Annotated in this window: 16 protein-coding genes; 6 read left to right on the top strand and 10 right to left on the bottom strand. The window is 60.3% G+C overall.

Annotated elements, in window-relative coordinates; translation table 11 throughout:
• Positions 1–3: 3 nt before the first annotated feature.
• The 3 genes from PSH97_RS09250 to PSH97_RS09260 form a co-directional block, all read right to left on the bottom strand.
• Positions 4–1215, bottom strand: coding sequence for a nitrate/nitrite transporter (locus tag PSH97_RS09250; protein WP_305448931.1), 1212 nt, complete (start codon positions 1213–1215; stop codon positions 4–6).
• Between the two features lie 259 nt (positions 1216–1474).
• Positions 1475–2050 (bottom strand): ANTAR domain-containing response regulator, encoded by a 576-nt coding sequence (locus PSH97_RS09255; protein ID WP_008006986.1) that lies wholly within the window; start codon positions 2048–2050, stop codon positions 1475–1477.
• A 15-nt stretch (positions 2051–2065) separates the two neighbouring features.
• Positions 2066–3277: a CmpA/NrtA family ABC transporter substrate-binding protein gene (locus PSH97_RS09260; protein WP_305448932.1), complete on the bottom strand. Its 1212-nt coding sequence runs from the start codon at positions 3275–3277 to the stop codon at positions 2066–2068.
• 228 nt (positions 3278–3505) lie between these two features.
• Here PSH97_RS09260 and PSH97_RS09265 point away from each other — a divergent pair, with 228 nt between their 5' ends.
• Entirely contained in the window at positions 3506–4525 is a 1020-nt protein-coding gene (locus PSH97_RS09265) for a quinone-dependent dihydroorotate dehydrogenase (RefSeq protein ID WP_305448933.1), read from the top strand.
• A gap of 284 nt (positions 4526–4809) precedes the next feature.
• On the opposite strand, the gene rmf is transcribed toward PSH97_RS09265, so the two are convergent.
• A complete protein-coding gene (gene rmf, locus PSH97_RS09270) occupies positions 4810–5025 on the bottom strand; it encodes a ribosome modulation factor (RefSeq protein WP_003223300.1) in 216 nt (71 codons plus the stop codon).
• 530 nt (positions 5026–5555) lie between these two features.
• On the opposite strand from rmf, the gene rlmKL reads away from it, so the two are divergent.
• Both rlmKL and PSH97_RS09280 read left to right on the top strand, forming a co-directional pair.
• Positions 5556–7826 carry a bifunctional 23S rRNA (guanine(2069)-N(7))-methyltransferase RlmK/23S rRNA (guanine(2445)-N(2))-methyltransferase RlmL gene (rlmKL, locus tag PSH97_RS09275; protein ID WP_305448934.1) on the top strand — a complete coding sequence of 757 codons (2271 nt, stop codon included), beginning with the start codon at positions 5556–5558 and terminating at the stop codon, positions 7824–7826.
• Positions 7827–7970: 144 nt separating this feature from the next.
• Complete coding sequence (locus PSH97_RS09280; RefSeq protein WP_305448935.1) at positions 7971–10361, top strand: sensor domain-containing diguanylate cyclase; 2391 nt, start codon at positions 7971–7973, stop codon at positions 10359–10361.
• 77 nt (positions 10362–10438) lie between these two features.
• On the opposite strand, the gene dacB is transcribed toward PSH97_RS09280, so the two are convergent.
• Complete coding sequence (dacB, locus tag PSH97_RS09285) at positions 10439–11899, bottom strand: D-alanyl-D-alanine carboxypeptidase/D-alanyl-D-alanine endopeptidase (protein ID WP_123720840.1); 1461 nt, start codon at positions 11897–11899, stop codon at positions 10439–10441.
• A 234-nt stretch (positions 11900–12133) separates the two neighbouring features.
• Between dacB and PSH97_RS09290 the strand changes: the two genes are divergently transcribed.
• The gene (locus tag PSH97_RS09290) at positions 12134–12478 is read left to right on the top strand and encodes a YggL family protein (protein WP_007896965.1); all 345 of its coding nucleotides are present in this window, start codon (positions 12134–12136) and stop codon (positions 12476–12478) included.
• 84 nt (positions 12479–12562) lie between these two features.
• Here PSH97_RS09290 and PSH97_RS09295 read toward each other — a convergent pair whose 3' ends face one another.
• A complete protein-coding gene (locus tag PSH97_RS09295; RefSeq protein WP_305448936.1) occupies positions 12563–13753 on the bottom strand; it encodes a benzoate/H(+) symporter BenE family transporter in 1191 nt (396 codons plus the stop codon).
• A 244-nt stretch (positions 13754–13997) separates the two neighbouring features.
• Between PSH97_RS09295 and PSH97_RS09300 the strand changes: the two genes are divergently transcribed.
• Entirely contained in the window at positions 13998–14762 is a 765-nt protein-coding gene (locus PSH97_RS09300) for a GntR family transcriptional regulator (RefSeq protein WP_305426131.1), read from the top strand.
• A gap of 180 nt (positions 14763–14942) precedes the next feature.
• Here the strand turns inward: PSH97_RS09300 and guaD are convergent, their stop codons facing one another.
• The 4 genes from guaD to xdhA all read right to left on the bottom strand — a co-directional run bounded on the left by guaD (position 14943) and on the right by xdhA (position 21089).
• Positions 14943–16247, bottom strand: coding sequence for a guanine deaminase (gene guaD, locus PSH97_RS09305; RefSeq protein WP_305448937.1), 1305 nt, complete (start codon positions 16245–16247; stop codon positions 14943–14945).
• 27 nt (positions 16248–16274) lie between these two features.
• A complete protein-coding gene (xdhC, locus tag PSH97_RS09310) occupies positions 16275–17120 on the bottom strand; it encodes a xanthine dehydrogenase accessory protein XdhC (protein ID WP_305448938.1) in 846 nt (281 codons plus the stop codon).
• 125 nt (positions 17121–17245) lie between these two features.
• Positions 17246–19642: a xanthine dehydrogenase molybdopterin binding subunit gene (gene xdhB / locus PSH97_RS09315; protein ID WP_305448939.1), complete on the bottom strand. Its 2397-nt coding sequence runs from the start codon at positions 19640–19642 to the stop codon at positions 17246–17248.
• Positions 19635–21089, bottom strand: coding sequence for a xanthine dehydrogenase small subunit (gene xdhA / locus PSH97_RS09320; protein WP_305448940.1), 1455 nt, complete (start codon positions 21087–21089; stop codon positions 19635–19637). Before xdhA ends, xdhB begins: the two co-directional genes overlap by 8 nt.
• A 266-nt stretch (positions 21090–21355) precedes the next feature.
• Here xdhA and PSH97_RS09325 point away from each other — a divergent pair, with 266 nt between their 5' ends.
• Positions 21356–22015 (top strand): GntR family transcriptional regulator, encoded by a 660-nt coding sequence (locus tag PSH97_RS09325; RefSeq protein WP_052965425.1) that lies wholly within the window; start codon positions 21356–21358, stop codon positions 22013–22015.

Raw genomic sequence — 22015 nt, forward strand, 5'->3', positions numbered from 1 at the left:
TCCTCACACCCGTGCAGCGGTGACGGCTGCCGACCCCCAAGTGGTTCTCCAGCGACGTTTCACACCGTGCAGACCAAACCAGGCGAGTACGCCGAGGCTGGCGAACAACCACAAGGCCATTTGATAGCTGCCGGTGCTTTGCTTGATCGCTCCCATACCGGCTGCCAGTGCGAAACCACCGATGCCGCCGGCCATGCCGATCAGCCCGGTCATCACACCGATCTCCCGACGAAAACGCTGCGGGACCAACTGGAATACCGCACCGTTGCCTGCACCCAAACCGAGCATGGTGCAGACGAAAAGCGCCAACGCGGCGTAGGAACTCGGCAGATTGAAACCCACTGTCGCAATGCAGATCGCTGCTACGGTGTACATCGCCAGCAGGGTACGAATCCCGCCGAAGCGATCCGCCAGCGCGCCGCCCAACGGACGCATCAGGCTGCCACCGAACACACAAGCCGCAGTGTAGTAGCCGGCGGTCACTGGGCTCAGGCCGTATTGGTCGTTGAAGTAGCCGGGCAGGGCGCTGGCCAGACCGATGAAGCCACCGAAGGTCACGCTGTAGAAAAACATGAACCACCAGCTGTCGCGGTCACCCAAGGCCTTCAAGTAGTCGGACATGGACTTGGCTTTCGGGCGCTCAGGCGCATTCTTGGCCAACCAGTAGAAGACGATCAGTGTCAGGATCAGCGGGATCAGGGCGAAGCCGAACACATTGCTCCAGCCAAATGCGGCAGCCAGTACCGGGGCGATCAGCGCAGCGAGTACGGTGCCTGAGTTGCCGGCACCGGCGATGCCCATGGCTTTGCCTTGATGCTGGGGCGGATACCATTGCGAGGCCAATGGCAGGGCGACGGCGAAGGACGCACCGGCCATGCCGAGGAACAGGCCCAGCAACAGCGCTTGCTCGTAACTGTGGATGCCGACTTTCCAGGCGACGAACAGGGCGCAAATGACGATCACCTGGCCGATTATCCCGGCGGTTTTTGGCGACAGGCGATCAGCCAGCAGGCCCATCGCAAAGCGCAACACGGCCCCGGCCAGAATCGGCGTGGCCACCATCAGCCCGCGCTGTTGGGTGGTCAGCTGCAAATCGGCGGCGATCTGCACCGCCATTGGGCCGAGCAGGTACCAGACCATGAAACTCAGGTCGAAATAGAGGAAGGCTGCGAACAGTGTCGGGGTATGGCCGGATTTCCAGAAGCTTGAATTCATCGCGCACCTCAGCTGTCAGGCGTATCAAGAAGGAGTCATGAGCTTGCAGGTGGGGCGCCACAACGGCCGCACCACCAGCCCCGGTCTCTGGGGCCAAAACGGAAAAACGCCGCTACCCGATCCGCCAAGGGGGCGAATGAGGTGAGCGACGTCTTTGTCGTAGGTGGGGCAACCGCCGTTGGTTACCTTGCAGGGATTTACTTAGCGAGATCTGTGCCAACAAGTGAGATCGAGTCGCCTGCACAGGCTCCGCAAGGCTTCAGCCAAGCAACTCACTCATGGCAATAATCTGCTCCGCCACCTGTATCAGCTTCTGCTGGCGGCTCATGGCTTGGCGGCGCATCAGGGTGTAGGCCTCTTCTTCGTTGCAGTCCTTCATCTTCATCAGCAGTCCCTTGGCCAGCTCGATGCGCTTGCGCTCGGCCAGTTGCTGGTCGCGGGCGTGGAGCTGCGCGCGCAGGGCCTGGTCGCTTTCAAAGCGCGCCATGGCCACGTCGAGAATCGGCTGCAAGCGTTGTGCGTGGATGCCTTCGACGATGTAGGCACTGACGCCGGACTTGATCGCGCGGCGCATCACGTCGGGGTCGTGCTCGTCGGTGAACATCACAATCGGCCGTGGTTGGTCACGGGTCACCAGCACCACTTGCTCCATCACATCGCGGCTCGGTGACTCGGTATCGATCAGAATTACGTCCGGACGCACCGTTTCGACGCGCGCGGGGAGGTCAATGGTCAGGCCGGACTCGTCGATGACCTCGAACCCGGCTTCGGTCAGGGCCGCTTTCAGACGCCCGACTTTTTTCGCAGTGTCATTGATCAGCAGGATACGCAACATATTCGTAGGCTCCTGTCAGCGGCTGGCGAGAAGGGGAACGCTGTCGCTCATGGCGTGCAGCGTGAAGCTGCGGGCATAGCCGGCCGGGTCCGAGCCGTCCCAGACTTTGCCGTCGATCAGTTGACTGCTGCGCATTTCCTGACTCCGGGCGGGCACACCGACAGCGGTGGCGGCCTCACGGTATAAGTCTAGTTGCTGGACCTGGCGGGCCACGCCGAGGTAATCCGGGTCGTCACGCAACAAACCCCAGCGCCGGAACTGGGTCATGAACCACATACCGTCGGACAAATACGGAAAATTGACCTCGCCACCACCGTGGAAACGCATCGCGTGCGGGTCTTGCCAGCGATTGCCCAGGCCGTCGGCGTAGTCACCGAGCAAGCGCGGTTCGATGCAATCGAGCGGTGCATCCAGATACTCAGGCGCACTCAACAGTTGCGCGGTGCTGCGGCGATTTTCGCGGCTGGCTTCGATGAATCGGCTGGCTTCGAGGATCGCCATCACCAATGCCCGTGCGGTGTTGGGGTATTGCTCGACAAAGGCGCGGGTGCAGCCGAGGACTTTTTCCGGGTGATCGGGCCAGAGGGTCTGGCTGGTGGCCATCGTAAACCCGAGATTCTGCTGCACCGCACTGGCTGCCCACGGCTCGCCGACGCAGAAGCCGTCGATGCGCCCGGCTTGCAGGTGCGCGACCATTTGCGGCGGCGGCACCACCACGCTGTCGACATCCTGCAAAGGATGAATACCCTGGCTCGCGAGCCAGTAATACAGCCACATGGCGTGGGTGCCCGTGGGAAATGTCTGAGCGAAGGTCAGTTTTGGGCGACTTTGGTGCACGTGCCGGTCCAGTGCTTCAGGACTGGTCACGTCCAGGGCCTGTAAACCGTGGGAGAGGTTGATGCTCTGGCCGTTCTGGTTCAGGCCCATGAGCACGGCCATGTCGGTGGAGGCTACGCCGCCGATGCCCAGGTGCACGGCGTAAATCAGGCCGTACAGGCTGTGGGCGGCGTCGAGTTCACCGCTGACCAGTTTGTCTCGCAGGTTGGCCCAGGACGATTGGCGCTTGAGGTTCAGGGTCAGGCCGTAGGGTTGGGCAAAGCCCTGAGTGGCCGCGACCACCACTGAGGCGCAGTCGCTCAGGGCCATGAAGCCGAGGTTGATTACGGTTTTTTCCGGGGCATCGCTGCCATTGACCCAGGCCAATGGGCCGGCTGATGGTTCGTTCATCGATTTCGCACCTTCCAAAAAAAAGCGTCGTCCCAGGCCTTTGCGTGGGCAAAGCCGGGTGACGACGCCATTGTCCTTCCACTCATCCCGCCGTTGGCATGAGTGCTGATGCCTGTGACGGTGCAAGGCATATGCCATCGCTGGATGATTTTGTCGTGCGCCTCGCCTGTGGACTCGATGCGCGGCTATAATCGCCGCCTCTCATCGCCAACCGAGTCAAGCCTGCCCATGTACACCCTGGCCCGTCAGCTGTTGTTCAAACTTTCCCCGGAAACCTCCCACGATCTGTCCCTGGACCTGATCGGCGCGGGCGGGCGTTTGGGCCTTAACGGCTTGCTGTGCAAGGCACCGGCGAAATTGCCGGTGACGGTCATGGGCCTGGAGTTCCCGAACCCGGTGGGTTTGGCGGCTGGTCTGGACAAAAACGGCGCGGCGATCGATGGGTTTGCCCAATTGGGTTTCGGTTTTGTCGAGATCGGCACCATCACTCCGCGTCCGCAACCGGGCAACCCGAAACCACGGATTTTCCGTTTGCCGGACGCCGAGGCGATCATCAACCGCATGGGCTTCAACAACCTTGGCGTCGATCACTTGCTCGCTCGCGTGGCGGCGGCCAAGTACAAGGGCGTGCTGGGCATCAACATCGGCAAGAATTTCGATACGCCGGTTGAGCGCGCGGTTGACGATTACCTGATCTGCCTGGACAAGGTTTATGCCCACGCCAGCTACGTGACGGTCAACGTCAGTTCGCCGAACACCCCGGGCCTGCGCAGCCTGCAATTCGGCGATTCGCTCAAGCAATTGCTCGCCGACCTGGCCACCCGCCGGGCGGAACTGGCCCTGCGTCATGGCAAGCATGTTCCGCTGGCGATCAAGATCGCGCCAGACATGACAGACGAAGAAACCGCTCAAGTCGCCCAAGCGTTGATCGAAACCGGGATGGATGCGGTGATCGCCACCAACACCACCCTGAGTCGCGTTGGCGTCGAAGGCCTGGAACATGGCGACGAGGCGGGCGGTTTGTCCGGCGCACCGGTTCGCGACAAGAGCACCCACACGGTGAAGGTGCTGGCGGCGGAACTGGCCGGTCGCTTGCCGATCATTGCCGTGGGCGGCATCACCGAAGGCAAGCACGCGGCTGAGAAAATCGCCGCGGGTGCGAGTTTGGTGCAGATCTATTCGGGCTTTATCTATAAAGGCCCGGCGTTGATTCGTGAATCGGTAGATGCCATCGCCGCCCTACGCTGATTTGTAGCAGCTGCCGAGCCTGCGAGGCTGCGTTCGGCGGCGAAGCCGTCGTGAAATCAGACAACGCGGTATTAGAGGTACACCGTGTATGCAGGGTTTACGACGGCTTCGCCGCCGAACGCAGCCTCGCAGGCTCGGCAGCTGCTACAACGGTCGGTTAATGAGTTGAACATAAAAAAGGGCTCCTCGAAGGAGCCCCTGGGCCGAAGCCCGCCGTCCGGATGGGACGTGCGTGGTTAAGTCGTTGCGTAATCAGATTGTCGTGTCGGAGTGTGTGCCCTGTATTAGCCGACGGCGTGAAGTTCGTTGAGTCTGTGGATTCCCGCAGTGCCGGTCATACCGTCCCAGTTGTCGCCGCGTCCTTCTCGCCAGCCATTGATCCAGGCTTGGCGTACCGACGGTAGAGTAAAAGGGCAAAGCTCACGGGATTTACCACCAACGCCATATTGATATCCGCGCAAAAATGCTCTTTCCAACGGATCACGCTTAAGTCTTCTCATAGGGTGTTGCCCTCACTTGTTGACTGTATTTATCGCGTCGACCTCAATCGAGGTCAGGCAGAAAAATCCTGCCGTTGGCGGCTCGCTGCCGGCGTCGCGAGCCAAGGTGTTGACGCCGTTGCGACGTCAACCTGAGTTGAGTTCTAACCAATGCGTCACATCGAGGGAATGATCGTTTTGTCATAAGAACGTAACCATAAAGATGCTATGGCCATAAGTAACACGATATTTGTCCCGTGTTTATTGGCCAAAGCCCGGTATGATCGGCCCTGCGCGGGATGAGAGGGGGGAGGCCTTTAACGAGAATGACACCCGTTCACCTGGGGACTATTCGACGAAGGGTCGACTTATGACATTTTGTTGCATTAACTTTTTTATCTGCCCTGGCATCTAAGCTCTTTTAACCCGAGCAGTCAGGGTGGGACGGCACACCTTCGTGCCACGCGGGCGTTCTGTTAGAAAAACGCCTGATTGAAAACCGGATCGGCAATGCGTTGCCGGTTCACTTAGCTAAAGGCTCTGGAATTACCATGTCCGATCGTTTCGAACTCTTCCTCACTTGCCCAAAAGGCCTTGAAGGCCTGCTCATCGAGGAAGCCGTCGGGCTTGGCCTTGAGGAAGCACGTGAGCACACCTCGGCTGTGCGCGGCATGGCCACCATGGAAACCGCTTATCGCCTGTGCCTGTGGTCGCGTCTGGCGAACCGGGTGCTGCTGGTGCTCAAGCGTTTCCCGATGAAAGACGCCGAAGACCTGTACCACGGCGTGCTCGACATCGAGTGGCAAGACCACATGCTCAATGACGGCACCCTGGCGGTCGAATTCAGCGGTCACGGTTCGGGCATCGACAACACCCACTTCGGCGCCTTGAAAGTCAAAGACGCCATCGTCGATAAACTGCGCACCCCGCAGGGCGATCGTCCGTCCATCGACAAGCTCAACCCGGACCTGCGCATTCACCTGCGTCTGGACCGTGGCGAAGCGATTTTGTCCCTCGACCTGTCCGGTCACAGCCTGCACCAGCGCGGTTACCGCTTGCAGCAGGGCGCGGCGCCGCTGAAGGAAAACCTCGCGGCGGCGATTCTGATCCGTGCCGGCTGGCCACGGATTGCCGCCGATGGCGGCGCGCTGGCTGACCCGATGTGCGGTGTCGGTACGTTCCTGGTCGAAGCTGCGATGATCGCTGCCGACATGGCGCCAAACCTGCGTCGCGAGCAATGGGGCTTCACCGCCTGGCTCGGTCATGTGCCGGCGCTGTGGAAAAAGCTCCACGAAGAAGCCACCGAACGCGCCGCAGCCGGCCTGGCCAAGCCACCGCTGTGGATTCGCGGTTACGAAGCTGACCCGCGCCTGATTCAACCGGGCCGCAATAACGTCGAACGTGCCGGCCTGAGCGAGTGGATCAAGATCTACCAGGGCGAAGTCGCGACGTTCGAGCCGCGCCCGGACCAGAACCAGAAAGGCCTGGTGATCTGCAACCCTCCCTATGGCGAGCGTCTGGGCGATGAGGCGAGCCTGCTCTACCTCTACCAGAATCTCGGCGAACGTCTGCGTCAGGCGTGCCTGAACTGGGAAGCGGCGGTGTTTACCGGCGCCCCGGACCTGGGCAAGCGCATGGGCATCCGCAGCCACAAGCAGTATTCGTTCTGGAACGGCGCCTTGCCGTGCAAATTGCTGCTGATCAAGGTCACGCCAGACCAGTTCGTCACCGGCGAGCGTCGGACTCCGGAACAGCGTCAGATCGAGCGTGAACAGGCCGAATCCGATGCTCCGTCGAACATCGAAGCGCCGGGCAAGTACGAGAAGTACAACAAGAACGGCAACCCGATCAAACCGGCCCCGGTGGTGATCGAGCAACCGCGCTTGAGCGAAGGCGGGCAGATGTTTGCCAACCGCCTGCAAAAGAACCTCAAGGCGCTGGGCAAGTGGGTCAAGCGTGAAGGCATCGACTGCTACCGCGTCTACGATGCCGATATGCCGGAATATTCCATGGCCATCGATTTGTACCACGACTGGGTCCACGTTCAGGAATACGCCGCACCAAAATCCATCGACCCGGAAAAAGCCTCGGCGCGGATGTTCGATGCCCTGGCGGCGATCCCGCAGGCGTTGAACATCGACAAGAACCGCGTGGTGGTCAAGCGTCGCGAGCGTCAGAGCGGCACCAAACAGTACGAACGCCAGAGCGCACAGGGCAAGTTCAATGAGGTCAACGAAGGCGGCGTGAAGCTGCTGGTGAACCTCACCGACTACCTCGACACCGGGCTGTTCCTCGACCACCGACCGATGCGCATGCGAATTCAGAAAGAGGCGGCCGGCAAGCGCTTCCTCAACCTGTATTGCTATACCGCGACGGCCAGCGTTCATGCGGCCAAGGGTGGCGCGCGCAGCACCACCAGCGTCGACCTGTCGAAAACTTATCTGGATTGGGCACGTCGCAACCTGTCGCTGAACGGTTTTTCCGACAAGAACCGTCTGGAGCAGGGCGATGTAATGGCTTGGCTCGATGCCTGCCGTGACGAGTACGACTTGATCTTCATCGACCCGCCGACCTTCTCCAACTCCAAGCGCATGGAAGGGATCTTCGACGTGCAGCGTGATCAAGTGCAGTTGATCGACCTGGCCATGGCGCGTCTGGCACCGGGCGGGGTGTTGTACTTCTCCAACAACTTCCGCAAGTTCCAGCTCGAGGAAAATCTCACCGAGCGTTATGCCGTTGAAGAAATCACCGCCCAGACCATTGATCCGGATTTCGCCCGTAATGGCAAGATCCACCGTGCCTGGAAGATCACTGCTCGCTGACACTTGAGCCTGATTGGATCCACAGGGCCTTGATTTTTAAAGGCTCTTGGGTTCTTTCAGTGCTGGTCAAATTAGTGGCTAATAGCTATAACTCAACCCATGGCCAATGGGCTTTTCCGGCACCTGGCGTTTTGAGTTGTATCTATGTCGCTGCACGCCGTGCGCCCCAAGATCCTGGGTTTTATCCGCGAAGATGTTTCGGCCTGGCTGGTCGCGCTGCTGGTATTGCTCGTCGGCGGGATTCTTACGGGATTGCTGGCCTGGGCGACGTTCAATCAATTTCATCAGCAATTGCGGCAACGTTTCCAGCTGCTCGCCAGTGAACGTTACAGCCGTATCGAAGAACGTTTCGAAGATCAGGAGCAGCGCCTCGACGGCTTGCGCCGGTTCTTCGTCAATTCCGAATCGGTGTCCCGCGAGGAATTCGACGGTTACGCCAAACCTCTCTTGCGTCGCACCCAGGCCTACTCCTGGGCTCCCCGGGTTTCCCGCGTCGAACGGCCTCTACTTGAGCGCGCGGTGCTTGAACAAGGTTTGAGCAGTTTCATCTTTCGAGAACTCAACGCCGATGGTCAGTTGCAACCAGCCGGCTTGCGAGATGAATACGTACCCGTGCTCTACACCCAAACCCAGAGCCGACTGCCCACGCCGCTGGGTTATGACCTACTGGCCCAGCCCCTGCGTCGCTCGACTCTGGAGCGGGCCGATCGCAATGGTCGCATGGCCGTGTCGCAACCCTTGCATCTGGTAGGCATCGAGCCCGCCTATTCGCGGGGCGTGTTGCTGGTAGCACCCGTCATCCGTCAGAACCTCCCGAACGCCGCGCCCGCCGGGTATGTCATGGCGGTGATCAGCATGCGCCAACTACTGGCGGACGGACTGCCGGAAGAAAATCATGACTCTCTCTCGGTGCGGATCCTCGACTTGTCCACCGATGAGCAGCATGAAGTGTTGTACGAGTCGACCAACACGGCGGGGGCCAGTGACTTGTCCTTCACACGTTTGCTACGACTGGCCGACCATGATTATCAAGTGGATATGCATCCCAGCGCCGCGTTCCTGAAAGCCAACCATTCCTCGGTGACCAGCCTGGTGGTGCTCGGTGGTCTGCTCAGCCTGCTGCTCAGTGTGTTTCTGTATGTATTGGTCAGTCAGCGCCAACGGGCGTTGAAACTGGTCGAACAACAGACCCAGGAACTTCACGACCGTGAGCAAGAGTTGCGCGGCACCCATGGGCAGTTGCGTGGTGTGCTGGATGCTGCGACTCAGGTAGCGATCATCGCCACCGACCTGCGCGGCGTCATCAGCACCTTCAACGCTGGCGCGGAGCAAATGCTCGGTTATGCCAGTGCGCAGGTCATAGGCCATATGACCCTGGAAAGTCTGCACCTGCCCCGGGAGCTCCAAGCGCGCTCGGCCGAGTTGAGCGCGCGCTATGGCAAACCTATCCCGACGTGTCAGGCGATGTTGGTCGAAGGCGGGGAAGAGGGCGGTCACGAAGCCCGGGAGTGGACGCTGCTCCGCTGCGACGGCAGCCATTTGACGGTGAACATGCTGGCCACCCCGGTCCTCGACGAGCAAGGCTTGTGGGTCGGGCACCTGGCGATCTGTATCGACATCACCGAGCGCAAACGGGTCCACGAAGCCCTGGCGGCACGGGACCTGTTGTTGAAGAAACTCAGCGCCCATGTGCCCGGCGGGATCTACCAGTTCAAGATGGAATTCGATGGGCGCTTCAGCGTGATCTACGCCAGCGACGGTATGCGCGATATCTACGAACTTGAGCCGGACGTGCTGTTGCTCAACGCCGAAGCGGTGTTTGCGCGGATTCATCCTCAGGACACGCGTCGGGTCCGCGCTTCGATCCTGGCCTCGGCGGACACCCTCAGCCCCTGGCGCGAGGAATACCGCGTGCAATTGCCCGAGCGTGGTCTGCGCTGGGTCCGCGGCGAAGCGACGCCGGAGGAACTGCCCGGTGGCGGTGTTCTGTGGCATGGCTACATTTCGGACATCTCCGACCTCAAGCGGGTGGAAGAGGAATTACGCGCACTGTCGGTGACCGACTCCCTGACGGGGATCCATAACCGTCGCTACTTCCAGGAGCGCCTGACCACCGAAATGGCCCGGGTCGAGCGCGGCGGTGGCGAGTTGTCGGTGATCATGCTCGATATCGATCATTTCAAGCGCATCAATGATCAGCACGGTCATGCCGTGGGTGATCGGGTATTGCAGGCTGTGTGCGAGCGCATTGGCGGTCGCCTGCGGTGCACCGATGTGTTCTGTCGCCTGGGCGGCGAAGAATTCATGGTGCTCTGTCCGGATATCGACGGCAAACAGGCTCATGTGCTGGCCGTTGAGTTGTGGCAAGGATTGCGCAGCGCGCCGATCGACGAGGTCGGGATCGTCACCGCGAGTTTCGGGATTGCCAGCTGGAAGGTCGGAGAGGGCGCGGATGCGCTGCTGTTGCGGGCTGACTCAGGGGTGTATGCGGCGAAGCAGGCGGGAAGGGATCGGGTTGAGGGGCAGATGAGTTAACCCAGCCAAGATAATCGTTCCCACGCTCTGCGTGGGAACGCCTCAATGGACGCTCCGCGTCCGCTTCAGGTTGGGAGTTACAACACCGAAGCCGTTTCTGGCAGTTTCGGCTGGCGGTACAGATCCAGCAGCACCTGATCCAGCACCGAGGAAGCGCCAAACGGTGCCTTGTCGTTGAGGATCGCCACGACCGCCCAGGTATTGCCATTGACGTCGCGGCTGTAGCCGGAAATGGCGCGCACGGTGTTCAGGGTGCCGGTCTTGACGTGGGCTTCACCGCGCATCGCGGTGGTCTTCAGGCGTTTGCGCATGGTGCCGTCGGTGCCGGCGATTGGCATCGAGCTGATGAACTCGGCGGAATACGGACTGCGCCAGGCGGCTTGCAGCATCGCGGCCATTTCACGAGCACTCACTCGTTCGGCGCGGGACAGACCGGAGCCGTTCTCCATCACCAGGTGCGGCGCGGTAATGCCTTTCCTCGCCAGCCACTGACGCACCACCCGCTGGGCGGCCTTGGCGTCGTCACCGTCGGCGTCGGTGCGGAACTTCTGGCCCAGGCTCAGGAACAACTGCTGAGCCATGGTGTTGTTACTGTATTTGTTGATGTCGCGAATGATTTCCGCCAGGTCTGGCGAGTAGGCCCGGGCCAGCACCTTGGCGTTGCTCGGCGTCGGTGCCAGACGATCCTGGCCCTGGATGCTGCCGCCCAGTTCCTTCCAGATCGCCCGCACAGCGCCGGCGGTATAGGTTGCATGGTCGAGCAGCGACAGATAGGTCTGGGAACTGCAACCTTCGCCCAACTGGCCGCCGACGGTCACGGTGACGCTGCCATCAGCCTGGGGCACCGGGTTGTAGCGCACGCCACCGGTGCATTGCTTGGAGTTGAGCGCCTTGACCTGATTGTCGATGCGGATGCTGGCAATCGGCGGCTCGACCGACACCAGGACCTTGCCCGAGTCGTTGCGAGCCACGAAGCGCAGGGCCTTGAGGTTGACCAGCAGCGCGTCGGGTTTGACCAGGAATGGTTTGTTCTCGTCATTGCCGTCGTCGTTGAACTCGGGCAGTTGCGGCTGCACGAAGAAGCCACGGTCCAGCACCAGATCGCCGGTGATTTGCGTCACGCCGTTGGCGCGCAAGTCGCGCATCAGCAGCCAGAGTTTTTCCATGTTCAGCTTCGGATCGCCGCCACCCTTGAGGTAGAGGTTGCCATTGAGGATGCCGCCGCTGAGGGTGCCGTCGGTATAGAACTCGGTTTTCCACTGGTGGTTCGGGCCAAGCATCTCCAGCGCGGCATAGGTGGTCACCAGCTTCATGGTCGAGGCCGGGTTAACCGAAACGTCAGCGTTATGAATGGTTGGGGTGCCTGGGCCGTTGAGCGGAATCATCACCAGCGACAGGGCACTGTCCTGCAACTTGCTGGCCTTGAGGGCCTTTTCGACGTTGGGCGACAGGGCGGTGTTGATCGACGCGGCGGAAACAGGAAGGGCCAGGGGCAGAAGAAGACTGGCCAGCAGCAATGGACGCAAAGATTTGATCATTTGAAATAAAACCCTACAGCCGAGGGGGAAAAAGACGAGGGCATGGAGATAAATTCCCTCAGCGGTCATGAAAGTGTCGGCATTATGCCCCAAGGTGTAGCGGCTTGTGCCGTACCCTGGTCCGCTAAACCGCTATTTTTTTACCGGCGGTAGGTGTAGCGCTGTTCTGAGGCGGGCAATCGGCGCCTTAAACTGCTAAAGTGCGGCCCGTTATTACTTATGAGGATTGTTCCAATGGCGACTAACCGTTCCCAGCGTCTGCGCAAAAAACTGTGCGTCGATGAATTTCAAGAGCTGGGTTTCGAACTGAACCTGGATTTCAAAGAAGATTTGGCTGATGAAGCCATTGATGCTTTCCTCGACGCGTTCCTGAAAGAAGCCATGGAAGCCAACGGTCTGGGCTATGTTGGCGGCGACGACTTCGGTCTGGTGTGCCTGCAGAAGCGTGGCTCGGTTTCCGAAGAGCAGCGTGCCGCTGTTGAAGCCTGGCTCAAAGGCCGCAGCGAACTGACCGAAGCAACCGTCAGCCCGCTGATCGACGTCTGGTACCCGGAAAAGCCGATCAATCCGGTAGCTTGATGTTCTAAAAAACGGCGACCCAAGGGTCGCCGTTTTTTTATGCCTGCTTTTTGTAGGCGCATGGCTTGGCCCGCGAAGGGGCCCTCAGGCATTGCGCCAGTTCAGAATCACCAGCGTCAACACCCCCGCCACAATCCCCCAGAACGCCGAACCGATGGAAAACAGCGTCAACCCCGACGCCGTGACCATAAAGGTAATCAGCGCTGCTTCCCGTTCCTGCACTTGCGCCATGGCAATGTGCAACCCATTGATGATCGAGCCGAACAGCGCCAGCGCGGCAATCGACAGCACCAGCTCTTTAGGCAATGCGGCAAACAACGCCGCCAGCGTCGCGCCGAACACCCCGGCAATCCCGTAGAAAATCCCGCACCAGACGGCTGCGGTGTAGCGCTTGTTGCGATCTTCATGGGCGTGCGGCCCGGTACAGATCGCTGCGCTGATGGCGGCCAGGTTGATCCCATGGGAGCCGAACGGCGCCAACAACAACGAGGCAATACCGGTGGAAGTGATCAGTGGCGAGGCCGGCACGTTGTAGCCGTCGGCGCGCAATACGGCGATGCCCGGCATGTTCTGCGACGTCATCGCCACCACGAACAGCGGAATGCCGATGCTGATGGTCGCAGCCAGGGAGAAATGCGGCGTGGTCCAGACCGGTGTCGCGACTTCCAGATGGAAGCCACTGAAATCCAGCAACCCCATAAACCCCGACAGTGCAGTGCCAATCAACAGCGCGGCGAGCACGGCGTAGCGCGGCGACAGGCGCTTGACCAGCAGATACGTGAAGAACATCCCCAGGACCAGCGCAGTGCGGTGCTGGGCGGCGACGAAAATCTCGCTGCCGATCTTGAACAGAATCCCCGCCAGCAATGCCGCCGCCAATGAGGCCGGAATCTTTTTCACCAGCCGTTCGAAACTGCCGGTCAGGCCGCAAATGGTCACCAGCACTGCGCAAGTGATGTAGGCGCCGATGGCCTCGCCGTAACTGACACCGCCCAGGCTGGTGATCAGCAACGCCGCGCCGGGGGTCGACCAGGCGATGGTGATCGGAGTGCGGTAGCGCAAGGACAAGCCGATCGAGCACACCGCCATGCCGATAGAGATCGCCCAGATCCACGACGAAATCTGCCCGCTCGTCAGCCCCGCTGCTTGCCCGGCCTGGAACATCAGCACCAGTGAGCTGGTGTAGCCGGTCATCATCGCGATGAACCCGGCGACGATGGCCGAGGGTGACGTGTCAGTCAGGGGGCGAAGCTGCGTGTGCGTGGCGTCGGTCATGACAGCGGTGTTCCTTGTTCTGATAAAGATGTCCGTAGCGACGTCTTCCAATTCTGCGTTCAAGCCTAAACTGAAAAGTAACCGGTCGTTGCAATACAGCGAGGGCGTCAAACAGCCGTACAGTCGTGTTGCCACCTTCCATTGTGTACAATCGCGGTGTTTTTTACGCGATACTTGCCAGCGACCCACTGTGCCGTATTACAGTCACGGTCAATTCGCCGCAGTTCTCCCGACTCGAGTGCCCATGAACGAACAGTTGCAACCCCTCAAGAAACAACCGCGAGCAGGCAAAGCCGGCCGTAGCGGTACCCAGGACGATATTGTCTATGCGCATATCTTCGAGGCCATCCTCGAACAGCGTCTGGCGCCCGGCACCAAGTTGAGCGAAGAAGCGCTGGGGGAAATTTTCGGGGTCAGCCGCACCATCATTCGCCGTGCGCTGTCGCGTCTGGCCCATGAAGGCGTGGTATTACTGCGACCGAATCGCGGCGCTGTCGTCGCCAGCCCGAGTGTCGAAGAGGCCCGCCAGGTGTTTCTGGCGCGGCGTCTGGTGGAGCGAGCGATCACTGAATTGGCGGTTCAGCACGCCACCGCCGAACAACTTCTCGAGCTGCGGCAGATGGTCAACGACGAGCGCGACAGTTTTTCCCGTGGCGATCGCGGTGCCGGGATCCGTCTGTCCGGCGAGTTCCATTTGAAACTGGCCGAAGCGGCGAAAAATGCCCCGCTGATCAGCTTTCAGCGCAGCCTGGTGTCCCAGACTTCGTTGATCATCGCCCAGTACGAGAGCGGCAACCGTTCCCACTGTTCGTATGATGAACACACCCAGTTGATCGACGCGATCGAAGCGCGGGACGCGACGCTGGCAGTGGACCTGATGATGCATCACATGGACCACATCGACAGCAAACTCAACCTCGACGAAGAAAGCGCGTCGGATGATTTGCATGCGGTGTTTTCGCATTTGTTGCAGACCAAGAAGCCTGGGCGTTCAACAGCCAAGCTTTAAGTCAGACCGTGTTGCGCCCATCGCGGGCAAGCCCGCTCCCACAGTGTCTGGAGTGTTCACAAGGATTTCATTCCATCTCCGAACCCTGTGGGAGCGGGCTTGCCCGCGATGGCTTTCTGACAGGCAATAAAAATCCCCCGGGCTGTACGGCTACGGGGGATTTTTTATGCCTGGAGAAAACTAGCGCTGATGCACCAGATTCCCCGCCGCATACGTCTGCAGAACCGTCCGGTCATCCCCCAGCGTCATCAATACAAACAACGTCTCGGCAATGTTATTGGCCTGTTTCAGGCGATAGCCGAGCAGTGGCGTGGCGTTGTAGTCCAGCACCAGGAAGTCCGCGTCGCTGCCCGGTTGCAAGGTACCGATCTTGTCTTCCAGGCGCAGTGCGCGGGCGCCGCCGAGGGTGGCCAGGTACAGCGACTTGAACGGGCTCAACCGAGCGCCTTGCAGTTGCATGACTTTGTAGGCTTCGTTCAGGGTTTGCAGCAGCGAGAAACTGGTGCCGCCGCCAACGTCGGTACCGAGGCCGACATTGAGTTTGTGCTTCTCGGCCATGGGCAGATTGAACAGGCCGCTGCCGAGGAACAGGTTCGAGGTCGGGCAGAACGCAATCGCTGAACCCGTCTGCGCCAGTCGCGCACATTCGTCATCGCACAGGTGCACGCCGTGGGCGAACACCGAGCGCTCGCCGAGCAGTTGGTAGTGATCGTAGACGTCCAGGTAGCCCTTGCGCTCCGGGAACAGTTCCTTGACCCACTCGACTTCCTTGAGGTTTTCGCTGATGTGGGTCTGCATGTACAGATCCGGGTATTCACTCAGCAATTGGCCGGCGAGGGTCAGTTGTTCCGGGGTGCTGGTCGGGGCGAAGCGTGGGGTGACGGCGTAGTGCAAGCGGCCCTTGCCGTGCCAGCGCTCGATCAGCGCCTTGCTTTCGACGTAGCTCGATTCGGCGGTGTCGGTCAGGTAGTCCGGCGCGTTGCGGTCCATCATTACCTTGCCGGCGATCATCCGCAGGTCCAACTGTTCGGCAGCCTCGAAGAACGAGTTCACCGACTGTGGATGCACGCTGCCGAACACCAGCGCCGTGGTGGTGCCGTTGCGCAGCAGTTCCTTGATGAAAATATCCGCGACTTCGTCAGCGTGGCCCTTGTCGGCGAACTGGCTTTCGCACGGGAAGGTGTAGGTATTCAACCAGTCCAGCAGCTGTTCGCCATAGGCACCGACCATGCCGGTTTGCGGCAAGTGGATGTGGGTGTCGATGAAGCCCGGGGTGATCAGGGCGTCCTGATAATGGGTGATCTCGATGTCGGCCGGCAGGGTCGGCAGCAATTCGCTGGCGTGGCCGATGGCGCTGATCTGGCCGTTATCGACCACCAGCAGGCCGTCTTCAAAATACTCGTACGAGGCTTCGATGCCCACTTCGGCGGGGTCGGCGATGCTGTGCAGGAGGGCGGCGCGATAGGCTTTGCGAGTCAGAGGCATGTGAGTTCTCAAGTGGTTCGAAGCTTTTCAGTTCAAAGCTTGGCTGCGGCGTGAAGCAGGCAGCAGTTTGGCGATCGATGATCCGGCGCTGGCGGTGTGCTGGCCGAAATTCGCGTTATAGGTGGCGATGATTTCGCCGGCGATGGAGATGGCGATTTCCACAGGCAACTTGCCTTTGACTTCGCCGATGCCCATTGGGCAGCGCATGCGTTGCAGCACGCTGCTGTCGAAGCCGCGGTCACGCAGGCGATGTTCGAACTTCACCCGTTTGGTCTTCGAACCGATCAGGCCGAAATAGGCGAAGTCGTTGCGCTTGAGGATCGCGGCGGTGAGTTCGAGATCGAGCTGGTGGTTGTGGGTCATGACGATGCAGTAGCTGCCAGCGGGCAGGTCGTCGACTTCATCCACCGGTTCTTCGGTGACGATCTTGCGCACGCCGTGGGGAATCTGTTCAGGAAATTCCGCTTCCCGCGAGTCGATCCAGCGCACCCGGCAGGGCAGGCTGGCGAGCAGCGGCACCAGCGCCCGACCGACATGGCCGGCGCCGAACACCGCAATCTGCGCCTGGACCTGGCCCATCGGTTCGAACAGCAACACGGTCACGCCACCGCAGCACTGGCCCAAGCTGGCGCTGAGGCTGAAGCGCTCCAGATGGGTGTCCTGTCGGCCGCTGGCAAGCATTTCGCGGCCGATCTGCATGGCTTTGTATTCCAGATGCCCGCCACCGATGGTGTCGAACGTTTGCGTGGCGCTGATGACCATCTTCGAGCCGGCATTGCGCGGCGTCGAGCCGAGCTCTTCGATGATGGTCACCAATACACAGGGTTCACCCCGGGTTTGCAGGTCGGCGAGGGCGTCGATCCAGTTGTACATGTTTCACCTCTCAAGATCATTCCCACGCTCTGCGTGGGAATGCATCTCTGGACGCTCCGCGTCCGCTGTTCACAATGCGACGCAGAGCGTCGCGGGCTGCATTCCCACGCAGAGCGTGGGAACGATCAAACCACTACCTCGGATTCGGCTTCCACGGTCTTCGCCGCCTTCAACTGCCGCATCTGCTCACAGCCCCACAACACCCGCTCCGGGGTTGCCGGTGCGTCGATTTTCGGTTGATGCTGGTAGTCGCCCAAACTGGCCACGGCGTCCTTGATCGCACACCACGCGGCGATCCCGAGCATGAACGGCGGCTCACCCACAGCTTTGGAATGGAACACCGTGTCTTCCGGGTTCTTGCGGTTTTCCACCAGCTTCACCCGCAGGTCCAATGGCATGTCGGCTACTGCCGGGATCTTGTAGCTGGCCGGGCCGTTGGTCATCAGTTTGCCTTTGTCGTTCCACACCAGTTCTTCCATGGTCAGCCAACCCATGCCCTGGATGAAACCACCCTCGACCTGGCCGATGTCGATCGCCGGGTTCAGCGAGTCGCCGACGTCGTGAAGAATGTCGGTGCGCAGCATCTTGTACTCGCCGGTCAGCGTGTCGACGATCACCTCGGCGCAGGCCGCACCAAAGGCGTAGTAGTAGAACGGCCGACCACGGGCCTGGCTGCGGTCGTAGTAGATTTTCGGGGTCTTGTAGAAGCCGGTGCTCGACAGCGACACCTGCGCGAAATACGCCTGCTGGATCAGCGATTCGAAGGTGAGGATGTGATCGCGAACCCGCACGTGACCGTTGTGGAACTCCACGTCCTCTTCGCTGACCTTGTACTGCCGCGCGGCGAATTCCACCAGGCGTTTCTTGATGGTTTCAGCCGCGTTTTGCGCCGCTTTACCATTGAGGTCGGCGCCGCTCGAAGCAGCGGTTGGCGAAGTGTTCGGAACCTTATCGGTGTTGGTCGCGGTGATCTGTACGCGGTCCATTTCCACCTGGAACACTTCAGCCACGACTTGCGCAACCTTGGTGTTCAGGCCCTGGCCCATTTCAGTGCCGCCGTGGTTCAGGTGGATGCTGCCGTCGGTGTAAATGTGGATCAGTGCACCGGCCTGGTTGAGGAAACTGGCGGTGAAGGAAATACCGAATTTCACCGGGGTCAGCGCCAGGCCTTTTTTCAGGATCGGGCTGTTGGCGTTGTAGCGACGGATCGCTTCGCGACGCTCGGCGTACTGGCTGCTGGCTTCCAGTTCGGCGGTCATTTCCTCGAGCATGTTGTGCTCGACGGTCTGGTAGTAATGGGTGATGTTGCGCTCGGTCTTGCCATAGTAGTTGGCCTTGCGCACCGCCAGCGGATCGAGGCCCAAATGCCGGGCAATCGCGTCCATGACCTCTTCGATGGCGACCATGCCTTGCGGGCCGCCGAAACCACGGTAAGCGGTGTTCGACGCGGTGTTGGTCTTGCAGCGATGACCGTTGATGGTCGCGTCGCCCAGGTAGTACGAGTTGTCGGCATGGAACATCGCGCGGTCGACAATCGATGCCGACAAATCCGGTGAGCAACCGCAGTTACCGGCCAGTTCCAGCGCAATGCCGTGCAGGCGGCCAGTGCTGTCGAAGCCGACGTCGTACTCGACGTAGAACGGGTGACGCTTGCCAGTCATCAGCATGTCTTCGACACGCGGCAGGCGCATTTTGGTCGGCTGGCCGGTCAGGTGCGCAATCACCGCGCACAGGCACGCCGGGCTCGCGGCCTGGGTTTCCTTGCCGCCGAAACCACCGCCCATGCGGCGCATGTCGACAACGATTTTGTTCATCGACACGTCCAGCACCTCCGCCACCAGCTTCTGCACTTCGGTGGGGTTCTGGGTCGAGCAGTAAACGATCATGCCGCCGTCTTCAGTCGGCATCACCGAAGAGATCTGGGTTTCCAGATAAAAGTGTTCCTGGCCGCCGATGTGCAGCGTGCCTTGGATGCGATGTTCTGCAGTAGAAAGCGCAGTGGCCGAATCGCCGCGCTGATGGGTATGACTGTCGAGCACAAAGTGGCGTTTGCGCAGGGCTTCGACCACGTCCAGGACCGGTTCCAAATCTTCGTATTCGATGATCGCGGCCATGGCTGCTTTGCGCGCGGTTTCCAGGTCTTTCGCCGCCACGGCCAGTACCGGTTGACCGACGAATTGCACGTCATCGATGGCCAGCAACGGGTCGCCCGGCAACAGTGGGCCGATGTCTTTCAGACCCGGCACATCTTCGTGGGTAATGGCGATGCGCACGCCTTCGAAGGCATAGCAGGGCTTGGTGTCGATGCTGATGATTTTCGCGTGGGCGCGGTCCGACAGCCGTGCGTAAACGTGCAGCTGATTGGGGAATTCCAGCCGATCGTCGATGTACTGCGCTTCACCGGACACGTGCTTGTCGGCGCTGTCGTGCTTGACGCTGCGACCGACTCCGGTGGTCAGGTCCTTGGCGAACAATTCAGCCAGTTCGGCTTGGGTCTTCTCTACAGTGTGATGATTAGACATAAGCGGTCACCCGAGTCTCGATGTGCGGTGTTTGCAGTTCGATGAAGTATTTGCGCAGCAGGTTCTGCGCGCTGAGCAGGCGGTATTCCTTGCTGGCGCGGAAGTCCGAGAGCGGTGTGAAATCTTCGGCCAGTGCGGCGCAGGCGCGTTCAATGGTGGCGTTGTTGAACGGTGCGCCAACCAGCGCGGCTTCGCAGTTCTTCGCACGTTTCGGGATCGTCGCCATGCCGCCGAAAGCAACGCGGGCGTCGGCGACTACGCCATGGTCGATGCGCAGGTTGAACGCTGCACAAACGGCGGAAATGTCATCGTCCAGACGCTTGGATACCTTGTAGGCGCGGAACAGTTGTTCAACGCTGGCGCGCGGCACGATGATCTTTTCGATGAACTCGCTTTCCTGACGCGCGGTGACCCGGTAATCGATGAAGTAATCTTCCAGCGCCATGGTGCGGCGGGTTTCGCCTTTGCACAGGACGATCTGCGCGCCGAGGGCGATCAGCAGGGGTGGCGAGTCACCAATCGGCGAGGCGTTGCCGATGTTGCCGCCCAAAGTGCCCTGGTTGCGGATCTGCAAGGAGGCAAAGCGCTGCAGCAATTCACCGAAATCCGGGTATTCGGCCTTCAAGGCGTCGTAACAGTCGGACAGGGCAGTGGCGGCGCCGATTTCCAGGCGATCGTCGAAGCGTTCGATGCGTTTCATTTCGGCAACGTTGCCGACGTAGATCATCACCGGCAAGGTGCGGTGGAACTGGGTGACTTCGAGCGCCAGGTCGGTGCCACCGGCCAGCAGGCGAGCCTGTGGATAAGCGTCGTAGAGGTCGGCCAGATCGGCCACGGTCAACGGCACCAGGCAGCGTTTGTCGCCACTGTTGAGTTCGCCGATGTCGGTGGGGGCGATGGCTTTCAGGCGAGCGATGGTATCCGCTTCTCGCGCATCGAACTGGTCCGGTTGTTTGCCGCAGCACGATTGCTCCGCGGCGGCCAGGATCGGCCGATAGCCGGTGCAGCGGCAGAGGTTGCCGGCTAGCGCTTCGTGGGCTTTATGGGCGTCGGGCTCGTCGCTGTTCTTTTGCAGCGCGAACAGCGACATCACGAAGCCCGGCGTGCAGAAGCCGCACTGCGAACCGTGGCACTCGACCATGGCTTTTTGCACGCTGTGCAGTTCGCCTTGGTGCTTGAGGTCTTCGACGCTGATCAGTTGCTTGCCGTGCAGCGACGAAACAAAGGTCAGGCACGAGTTGAGGCTGCGATAGCGGATGTGTTCGCGGCCATCGTCGTCCGTCTGCAACTCGCCGACCACCACGGTGCAGGCGCCACAGTCGCCGCTGGCGCAGCCTTCTTTGGTGCCGGGTTTGCCCACATGTTCGCGCAGGTAATTGAGCACGGTCAGGTTCGGGTCCAGGGCGTGCTCGCTACGGAGTTCCTGGTTTAGTAAAAACTGGATCACGGAAGGCCTCGCAAACTCATTATTGTTGTTAACCGACATGAGCCGAATTTATCAGGTCTGACTTTTCGGTCAATGATTTTCTGACTTAAAGGTCAGGAAATGGCATTTTGTCGATCAACAACTCGTTCCTTCATTATTGACCCTCACGGGATAGCTTGCCTTTTGCGTGAATCGTGCCAAAAACCGCTGGGTGGGCACTCCGCCATGACCCATCAATTGCGCTACACTGCGCCGCTTGTGCAGATCGAAGAGTTTGAAGGACAACCATGACGTTCAAGGCGCCGGACAGCCTCGCCGAGCAAATCGCTCACCACCTCGCCGAACGTATCATTCGCGGCGAAATGAAGCCGGGGGAGCGCATTCAGGAACAGAAGGTCACGCTGGCGCTCAATGTCAGCCGCGGTTCAGTCCGTGAGGCCTTGCTGATTCTCGAGCGCCGCCACCTGATCGCGATTTTGCCGCGACGAGGCGCCCATGTGACCGAACTCACGGCGCACAAGGTACAGAGCCTGTGCACGCTGATGAGCGAGTTGTACATTCTGCTCGGCAACGCCGTGGCCAGCGGCTGGCAAGTGCAGGCCGACATGGCGCCGTTCGTGCAGATCCAGCAGCGCCTGACCGACAGCTACGAGCGTCAGGACATCCGCACATTCGTCGACGACAGCTTCAGTGTGATGCGCGCTGCTTATCCGTTCGCCAATAACCCGTACTTGCAGGAAACCGTCGAGAATTTGCAGCCGGCCATGAGCCGTGCGTATTTCCTCGCACTGGATCAGCGCAAGGCCTCGATGAGCGAGTTTTTGGAGCTGTTCGAACGCCTGCTCGCTGCCGTGCTGGCCCGTGACTTTGCGCAGATCCGCGTGGTGCTGACGGCGTATGCCCAGCGCAGTTGCGATCTGGTGATTTCTGCCCTGACGGTCGCTTAA

It is taken from the genome of Pseudomonas cucumis, from assembly GCF_030687935.1.
In the GTDB taxonomy this organism is placed as follows: domain Bacteria; phylum Pseudomonadota; class Gammaproteobacteria; order Pseudomonadales; family Pseudomonadaceae; genus Aquipseudomonas; species Aquipseudomonas cucumis.

Coding starts and splice junctions, on each gene's coding strand:
- PSH97_RS09295 (WP_305448936.1), bottom strand. CDS start 13,753: ATGACCGACGCCACGCACACGCAGCTTCGCCCCCTGACTGACACGTCA.
- PSH97_RS09300 (WP_305426131.1), top strand. CDS start 13,998: ATGAACGAACAGTTGCAACCCCTCAAGAAACAACCGCGAGCAGGCAAA.
- PSH97_RS09290 (WP_007896965.1), top strand. CDS start 12,134: ATGGCGACTAACCGTTCCCAGCGTCTGCGCAAAAAACTGTGCGTCGAT.
- PSH97_RS09325 (WP_052965425.1), top strand. CDS start 21,356: ATGACGTTCAAGGCGCCGGACAGCCTCGCCGAGCAAATCGCTCACCAC.
- guaD (WP_305448937.1), bottom strand. CDS start 16,247: ATGCCTCTGACTCGCAAAGCCTATCGCGCCGCCCTCCTGCACAGCATC.
- PSH97_RS09260 (WP_305448932.1), bottom strand. CDS start 3,277: ATGAACGAACCATCAGCCGGCCCATTGGCCTGGGTCAATGGCAGCGAT.
- PSH97_RS09250 (WP_305448931.1), bottom strand. CDS start 1,215: ATGAATTCAAGCTTCTGGAAATCCGGCCATACCCCGACACTGTTCGCA.
- dacB (WP_123720840.1), bottom strand. CDS start 11,899: ATGATCAAATCTTTGCGTCCATTGCTGCTGGCCAGTCTTCTTCTGCCC.
- xdhB (WP_305448939.1), bottom strand. CDS start 19,642: ATGTCTAATCATCACACTGTAGAGAAGACCCAAGCCGAACTGGCTGAA.
- PSH97_RS09280 (WP_305448935.1), top strand. CDS start 7,971: ATGTCGCTGCACGCCGTGCGCCCCAAGATCCTGGGTTTTATCCGCGAA.
- rmf (WP_003223300.1), bottom strand. CDS start 5,025: ATGAGAAGACTTAAGCGTGATCCGTTGGAAAGAGCATTTTTGCGCGGA.
- PSH97_RS09255 (WP_008006986.1), bottom strand. CDS start 2,050: ATGTTGCGTATCCTGCTGATCAATGACACTGCGAAAAAAGTCGGGCGT.
- xdhC (WP_305448938.1), bottom strand. CDS start 17,120: ATGTACAACTGGATCGACGCCCTCGCCGACCTGCAAACCCGGGGTGAA.
- PSH97_RS09265 (WP_305448933.1), top strand. CDS start 3,506: ATGTACACCCTGGCCCGTCAGCTGTTGTTCAAACTTTCCCCGGAAACC.
- rlmKL (WP_305448934.1), top strand. CDS start 5,556: ATGTCCGATCGTTTCGAACTCTTCCTCACTTGCCCAAAAGGCCTTGAA.